The sequence below is a fragment of the Novosphingobium sp. RL4 genome, from assembly GCF_035658495.1.
Lineage (GTDB): Bacteria > Pseudomonadota > Alphaproteobacteria > Sphingomonadales > Sphingomonadaceae > Novosphingobium.
The window spans coordinates 3,618,854-3,625,401 of the sequence record NZ_CP141944.1 but is presented as its reverse complement, the minus strand read 5'-3'; the positions used below and the strand labels follow the sequence as shown (position 1 = coordinate 3,625,401).

The 6,548-nt window shown below is 65.2% G+C and carries 6 protein-coding genes; 4 read left to right on the top strand and 2 right to left on the bottom strand.

Going from position 1 to position 6,548, the window contains the following annotated elements:
* Nucleotides 1-768: 768 nt before the first annotated feature.
* Nucleotides 769-1,032, bottom strand: coding sequence for a 30S ribosomal protein S20 (gene rpsT / locus U9J33_RS17465; protein WP_054439428.1), 264 nt, complete (start codon nt 1,030-1,032; stop codon nt 769-771).
* Nucleotides 1,033-1,166: 134 nt separating this feature from the next.
* Entirely contained in the window at nt 1,167-1,979 is an 813-nt protein-coding gene (gene mutM / locus U9J33_RS17460; protein ID WP_324697021.1) for a bifunctional DNA-formamidopyrimidine glycosylase/DNA-(apurinic or apyrimidinic site) lyase, read from the bottom strand.
* Nucleotides 1,980-2,132: 153 nt separating this feature from the next.
* On the opposite strand from mutM, the gene U9J33_RS17455 reads away from it, so the two are divergent.
* From U9J33_RS17455 to U9J33_RS17440, 4 genes are read left to right on the top strand one after another with little or no spacing between them, the layout of a single operon-like run.
* Nucleotides 2,133-3,014 carry a DMT family transporter gene (locus U9J33_RS17455; RefSeq protein ID WP_324697019.1) on the top strand — a complete coding sequence of 294 codons (882 nt, stop codon included), beginning with the start codon at nt 2,133-2,135 and terminating at the stop codon, nt 3,012-3,014.
* Between the two features lie 50 nt (nt 3,015-3,064).
* Nucleotides 3,065-3,796 (top strand): class I SAM-dependent methyltransferase, encoded by a 732-nt coding sequence (locus U9J33_RS17450; protein WP_054439431.1) that lies wholly within the window; start codon nt 3,065-3,067, stop codon nt 3,794-3,796.
* Between the two features lie 8 nt (nt 3,797-3,804).
* Nucleotides 3,805-5,370, top strand: coding sequence for a 2-polyprenylphenol 6-hydroxylase (gene ubiB, locus U9J33_RS17445; RefSeq protein ID WP_324697016.1), 1,566 nt, complete (start codon nt 3,805-3,807; stop codon nt 5,368-5,370).
* A complete protein-coding gene (locus tag U9J33_RS17440; RefSeq protein WP_324697013.1) occupies nt 5,337-6,530 on the top strand; it encodes a hypothetical protein in 1,194 nt (397 codons plus the stop codon). Before ubiB ends, U9J33_RS17440 begins: the two co-directional genes overlap by 34 nt.
* The last annotated feature ends 18 nt before the right edge of the window (nt 6,531-6,548 follow it).

The window sequence follows — 6,548 nt, the reverse complement described above, 5'->3', positions numbered from 1 at the left end:
CGCCACTCGTACCGCCTTCGATTTCTTGTTCACGCCGTTTGCGCCTTGACCTGCCGGAGACCGACCCACTGTTGAACCTGACACCTGGACCAACTCCCCTTTGTTGGCAGCTACCCCGAAATGTGGCCCCACTGTGGGCCGCGAAAATTAATAACCTTGGCGGAGCTGGCTTCCATGCGTTCGCGGACAAAACGTCCCTCAACTGCAGGTGCATGCCTGCAGCAGGTGTTTCGTCGCTGTCGATGTTCCCCGGCCAGTTCCGCTACGGCCGAGGACCCTTTTAGAAACGGGTTTGGCCGCGGTGCAATACGGCACTCCCCAAATAAAAAAAATTATGGCTGTTGACTCGCCTTGAGTGCCCAATTTCCGTCATGAAATGATTTATCGTTTAAAATCATATAGATGGTGCGTGGGTCCGGAAGCGATCTGTGCGAATCGCAACATTTCCGCGAGTTTGCCTGAAGGTGCGTTCAAGGGGCGCGCGAACGCGCTCGCGGAACCGGAGAATGACTCTCCGGCACCGTTCCCGTTCCGTACTCAGGCGTGATGGCGAGCCTTGCCGCTGGGGGTGCGAATCGCGCGAGGCGACTCAGAATCGGTCTCGGGAGAATCGCGCCGGGCGCGCGTCCTGCGACCTTTCGGCAGGCTGAAAAAGGCTCGGCCCGCGCTGCTATCTGATTTCCCGCCGTGATGACGGAAGTTCAGATGGCAGCGCGGGCCGGTGCCGCACGGTCAGGCGCGCCCTGGAGGCGTGCCTACCGGGAAAGATCAGCCGAGCGCGGCGACGCGCTTGGTGAGGCGCGAAAGCTTGCGCGAAGCGGTGTTCTTGTGAAGCACGCCGCGAGCAACGCCGCGAGCCAGTTCGGGCTGGGCTTCCTTGAGAGCTTCCGAAGCAGCACCCTTGTCGCCGCCGGCGATGGCCGATTCGACCTTCTTGATGAAGGTGCGGATGCGGCTGATGCGGTTCGTATTGATCTCCGCGCGGCGCTCATTACGGCGGATGCGCTTGCGGGCTTGCGGCGTATTGGCCATGTCGTTCCTCTGTCTGGCCGCCGGGCGGCCCAATTGCCTGATCGAATCTGATTTGGCGAGCGGACTCGCCGGAAAGCGCGCCCCTTAGCGGTGGAGCGCTGTTCCGTCAACCCGTGAGGGCCGCAGGAAACGGCCTATTTCTGGCATTTCGAGCACCAGAAGGTGCTGCGTCCGCCCTGTACGAATCGCCGGACCTGCTCGCCGCAGGCACAGTCCTGCCCCTCTCGCCCATAAACCTGCCAGGCGGTAGCAAAATATCCCAGTTCGCCGTTCGGCTGCGCATAGTCGCGGATCGTCGAGCCTCCCGCCGCGATCGATTCGGACAGCACGTCCCGGATTGCGGGGACCAGTTTGCGCAGGGCGGGAAGCGTTACCAGCCCGGCTTCCCTGTCGGGACGGATGCCGGCCCGGAACAGGGCCTCGCAGACATAGATGTTGCCGAGACCTGCCACCACCGACTGGTCGAGCAGCATCTGCTTGATCGGGGCGATTCGTCCGGCGAGTGCGGACTTCAGGTGCGCGGCGTTCAGGCCTTCGCCGAGAGGCTCCGGCCCGAGCGCCGCGAAAGGTCCCCACGAATCGAGCGCGCCGGTCTCAACGAGGTCGACCGAGCCGAATCGCCGGGCGTCGTTCAGTGCAAGCACGTGGCCCGAGCCGGTCTCGATCACGAGGTGGTCATGCTTTTCGGGCTTTTCCGGCTCGATTCGCCAGCGGCCCGACATGCCCAGGTGAAACACCATGGTCTGGTCGCGGTCGGTATGGATGAGGCCATACTTGGCCCGCCGGCCCATCGTCGTGACCCGGGCGCCGGTGAGCACCTGCACCAGCTCGGGCGGAAACGGGCGGCGCAGGTCCGGCCGGTTCAGCGTGACGCGGGCTATCCGCTCACCCTCCAGGTATCGGGCAAGGCCGCGGACGGTGGTTTCTACTTCTGGAAGTTCTGGCATCGCCGCGCAGAGATAGGTGCTGTGTCCCGGCAAGGGAAGGAACCGCAGCGAAAAGCGATCCTCCATCCGATAATCAAGAATTGGGACGCTACCCGTCTCGTCAGGCTGCGAGGCGGTGGCTAAGGCAGCGGCATGGAAAACAACCGGCCGCAGATGCGTGCATTTCTCATGCTGGGGCTGGTCATGCTGTTCTGGGCCGGCAATTCGATCGTTGGACGGGCCGTGCGCGCGGATGTTCCGCCCTTCACGCTCGCGCTCGGCCGATGGCTGATCGCGGTGATGGTCCTGCTGCCTTTCTCGGCACGGCAGCTCTGGAAAGAGCGGGCGCAGGCTCTGGCCGGATGGCGCTGGGTACTGGCGCTCGGGTTCCTGGGCGTCGTGTGCTTCAACGGGTTCCTCTATAAAGGGCTGCACTACACCATCGCGGCCAATGCGCTGCTGCTGCAGGCGGCGATTCCCGCAGTCGTCATGGTGCTGGACTTCGCGATCTTCGGGGGGCGGCCGGGGCGGCTGCACGTCATGGGCGTGCTGGTTTCCACGCTGGGCGTCGTTTCGATCGTGTTTCGCGGCGATCCGGCGGCCTTGATGCAGTTGCGGCTGGGCGCCGGCGACGTCCTGATCTTCTGCGCCGTTGCGGCATGGTCGCTCTATACGGTGTTCCTCAGGAAGCGGCCGCCGATTTCGGCCGCCAGTCTTCTCCTGCTGACCTTTGGCCTCGGGGCTTTGGCGATGGCGCCGCTGGCGGCTTTGGAGGCCCTGCAGGGGCAGACGGTGGCATGGAGCCCGAAAATCCTTGCCGCCTATGCCTATATCGGGGTGTTCCCCTCGGTGCTGGCCTACTTCATCTACAACCGTGCGACTCACGAACTCGGCGCGGCGCGGGCAGGGCAGGCGATCACGCTGATGCCTTTGTTCGGAGCACTGCTTTCGTCGCTTCTGCTCGGTGAGCCGCTGCATGGCTACCATCTGGCGGGGATGGCGCTGATTCTCGGCGGGATCGTGGTTTCCGCGCTTGCCATGCGGCGGGCAAAATAACCAAATCACCGGGTGGCGCAGGCGCGGCCGGGAGGCTAGAGGACAGCGCCATGAGCGAAACGGTTTCCTTCGGCTACGAAGAGGTCAGCCCCGAGGAGAAGGAAGGGCGCGTCGGCGCCGTCTTCTCCAGCGTTGCACGCAAGTACGACGTGATGAACGATGCCATGTCCGTGGGCATGCACCGGCTCTGGAAGGACAAGTTCGTGCGCCGGGTGAAGCCGCGCGAGGGCGAGCAGATCCTCGACATGGCCGGCGGCACGGGCGACATCGCCTTCCGCATGGCCGCGCACGGCGCCTCGGTCACGGTTTCCGACATCAATCAGGACATGCTGGACGTCGGTATCGAGCGTGCGATCGAACGCGGTATCGATGGCCTGGTCTGGTCACGCCAGAACGCGGAGGAACTGTCGTTCGGCGATCGCTTCTTCGACGCCTACACGATCGCTTTCGGCATCCGCAACGTGACGCATATCGACAAGGCGCTGGCCGAGGCGAATCGCGTGCTCAAGTATGGCGGCCGGTTCTTCTGCCTCGAATTCTCGACCACCGAATGGCCGGGCTTCAAGGAAGTCTACGACGCCTATTCGCACCGTCTGGTGCCCAGGATCGGGCAGGCTATCGCCGGTGACGCCGAATCTTACCGCTACCTGATCGAATCGATCCGCCGCTTCCCGCCGATGCCGGAGTTCGAGCGGATGATTCGCAATGCCGGTTTCAAGCACACCAAGGTCGAGCCGATCATGGGCGGCCTCGTCGCGATTCATTCGGGCTGGAAAGTTTAGTCCTTCACGTGACAAGTTCGGCGACCTATATCCTGCGGCTCCTCAAGTGGGGCCGTGTCCTCGCGCGCCACGGAGCGCTGCGCGGGATCGAGAACGACCGTAACGCGCCGGCCCAGGTCAAGCGCCTGTGCCGGATCGCGCGGCTGGGCACGCGCCAGCCTGCGGAGCCGGACTATGCCGGCGCCTTCCAGGAGATCGGCCCGGCGGCGATCAAGCTCGGCCAGGCGCTGGCGACCCGGCCCGACCTCGTCGGCGAAGGCCCCGCGCGCAACCTTCTGACCTTGCAGGACAGCCTGCCGCCGGTTCCTTTCTCCGAAATCCGTCATGCGATCGAAGGCAGTTTCGGCCGGACGCTGGACGGCATCTTCGTCTCGATCGAGGAAGAGCCGGTGGGCGCCGCGTCGATCGCGCAGGTCCACCGGGCGGTGACGCCCGATGGCCGCAACGTGGCCGTCAAGGTGCTGCGCCCGGGCATTCGCGAACAGTTCGCGCGCGATGTAGAGACTTATGAGTGGGCGGCCGCGCACCTCGAAGCGCTTGGCGGGGAAGCATCGCGCCTGCGTCCGCGCGCAGTCGTTGCCAATCTCAAGCGCTGGACCCTGCGCGAGCTGGACCTGCGGCGCGAAGCGGCTTCCGCTTCGGAGCTGTCCGATGCGATGAAGGGCATCGCCGGTTACCGCGTTCCGCATATCGACTGGGACCGTACCAATGGGCAGGTCCTCACCGTCGAGTGGATCGGCGCCACCAAGATGAGCGATATCGCCGGGCTCAAGGCGGCAGGGCACAACCTGCCCCGCCTGGCGCACAAGCTGGTGAACACCTTCCTGACGCAGGCGATCTCCTCCGGATTCTTTCATGCCGACATGCACCAGGGCAACCTGTTCGTGGAGGCGGATGGCACCATCGTTGCCATCGATTTCGGCATCATGGGCCGGATCAACCGGCAGGCGCGGCTCTGGCTGGCGGAAATCCTCTACGGCCTTACCACCGGCAACTATCGCCGCGTCGCCGAGATCCATTTCGAGGCGCAGTACGTCCCGAGCTACCACACCGTGGAGGAGTTCGCGACGGCACTGCGTGCAGTGGGCGAGCCGATGCGCGGCAAGCCGGTGTCCGAGCTTTCTGTCGGCCAGATGCTCGACGGGCTCTTCGCGATCACCCGCGATTTCGACATGGCGGTCCAGCCGCACCTCCTGCTCCTGCAGAAGACCATGGTCATGGTCGAGGGTCTGGCGACGGCGCTCGATCCCGACATCAACATGTGGGATGTCTCGGCGCCTTTCGTGAAGAACTGGCTGCGCGACGAGCTTGGCCCCGAGGCGATCATTGCCGACCGTCTGCGCGAAGATCTCGGCACGCTGTTCCGCCTGCCCGCGCTGGTGCGGCGGATCGAGGAGAAGTTCCCGCCAAAGGGTGGCGCTCCCGAGCAGGCGCCCTTGCCCGAAGTCGACCTTATCTGGGAACGGGGCCGGGGGCGTAAACCCGAAAGTAACCAGTGGACCCGCTATGGTCTGGCCGCATTGCTTGGGGGCGCCGCGGCATGGGGGCTGACGTACTGGACATTGATGAGCTGAACGCTGCGGGCACGGCGCTTGCCGCGCCGGCTCCGGCAGGTCGTCTCGGCCACATCTCGCCTTGGGGCGCGCGTCTTGTGCTGGCCGTGCTGGCGGCGCTGATCGTGGCTTCCGCGCTGGTCCCCGTGGGCAAGGCGGGCACTCGGTCGCCGTGGGAAGGGCCGGTCGAGGGCCCCGCTACGTCCTTGCAGGGCCATGCTGCCGGTGTTGCCGAAGCTGAGCCCTACAACGCCGATATCGCCCTTTACGAAGCCGTGATCGCGCGCATCGCCAAGGGTGAGCATTACTACGACTTCATCGTTCCCGAGCAGCGCCGTCACCGATATCCGGTCAATCCCGGCCTTGCGGTGCGCCTGCCGACGCTGGCCTATCTGGACGCCATGCTGGGCGACGGTGGCCAGATCGCGGCTGCCATCGCGCTCATGCTCGGCATCGTCGCGGTATGGTGGCGCAAGCTGGCAGGCGAAGCGCCGCGCCTCCGGCGGATCGGCGCGGCGCTGGTATTCGTGGGGGCCTCGCTGGCTCTCAACCGGCCTTACTTCGCACTTCACGAGCTCTGGGCGGGCGGGTTGATCGCACTGTCCTTCGGCCTGCACCGTATCGGCGAGGATGGGCGGGGAGGGCGCTGGATCGCTGCATTCCTTGCTGCGGCGCTCGCCCTGGCCATCCGCGAACACAGCCTGCCTTTCGTGCTGCTCATGGCGGCTACGGCGCTGTGGCAGCGTAATTGGCGCGAGGCCGGCGCATGGAGCGCGCTCATCGTTCTGTTCGCAGCGGGGCTTGCCTGGCATCTCTCGCTCGTCGCGCGCGACGTTCTGCCTGGCGACCCGCATAGCGCCCCCTGGCTGGTGTTTCGGGGCCTTTCCGGCTGGCTCGGCAATATCGTGCAGTCCAGCAACTTGCGCTGGCTGCCGCACTGGCTGGCGGGGCCGGCGGTGGTGCTCATGACTTTCGGCTGGCTCGGCTGGAACAGCCGCGCCGGGCTGTTCGGCTTTCTCCTGAGTGCAGGCTATGCCGCGGCGTTCATGATGGCAGGGCGCTGGGACAACTTCTACTGGGGCGCGATGATCGCGCCGACCCTTTTCGCCGGAATCGTCTTCGCGCCGTCGGCTTTGCGCGATCTCGCCGGGGCGGCGAAAGGCGTGCAATCCCCGGCTTAGACCGCAAACCGATTGCGC

Excerpts from the sequence above, each read along its gene's own strand:
- U9J33_RS17450 (WP_054439431.1), top strand. The coding sequence starts at position 3,065 with ATGAGCGAAACGGTTTCCTTCGGCTACGAAGAGGTCAGCCCCGAGGAG.
- mutM (WP_324697021.1), bottom strand. The coding sequence starts at position 1,979 with ATGCCAGAACTTCCAGAAGTAGAAACCACCGTCCGCGGCCTTGCCCGA.
- rpsT (WP_054439428.1), bottom strand. The coding sequence starts at position 1,032 with ATGGCCAATACGCCGCAAGCCCGCAAGCGCATCCGCCGTAATGAGCGC.
- U9J33_RS17455 (WP_324697019.1), top strand. The coding sequence starts at position 2,133 with ATGCGTGCATTTCTCATGCTGGGGCTGGTCATGCTGTTCTGGGCCGGC.
- U9J33_RS17440 (WP_324697013.1), top strand. The coding sequence starts at position 5,337 with ATGGGGGCTGACGTACTGGACATTGATGAGCTGAACGCTGCGGGCACG.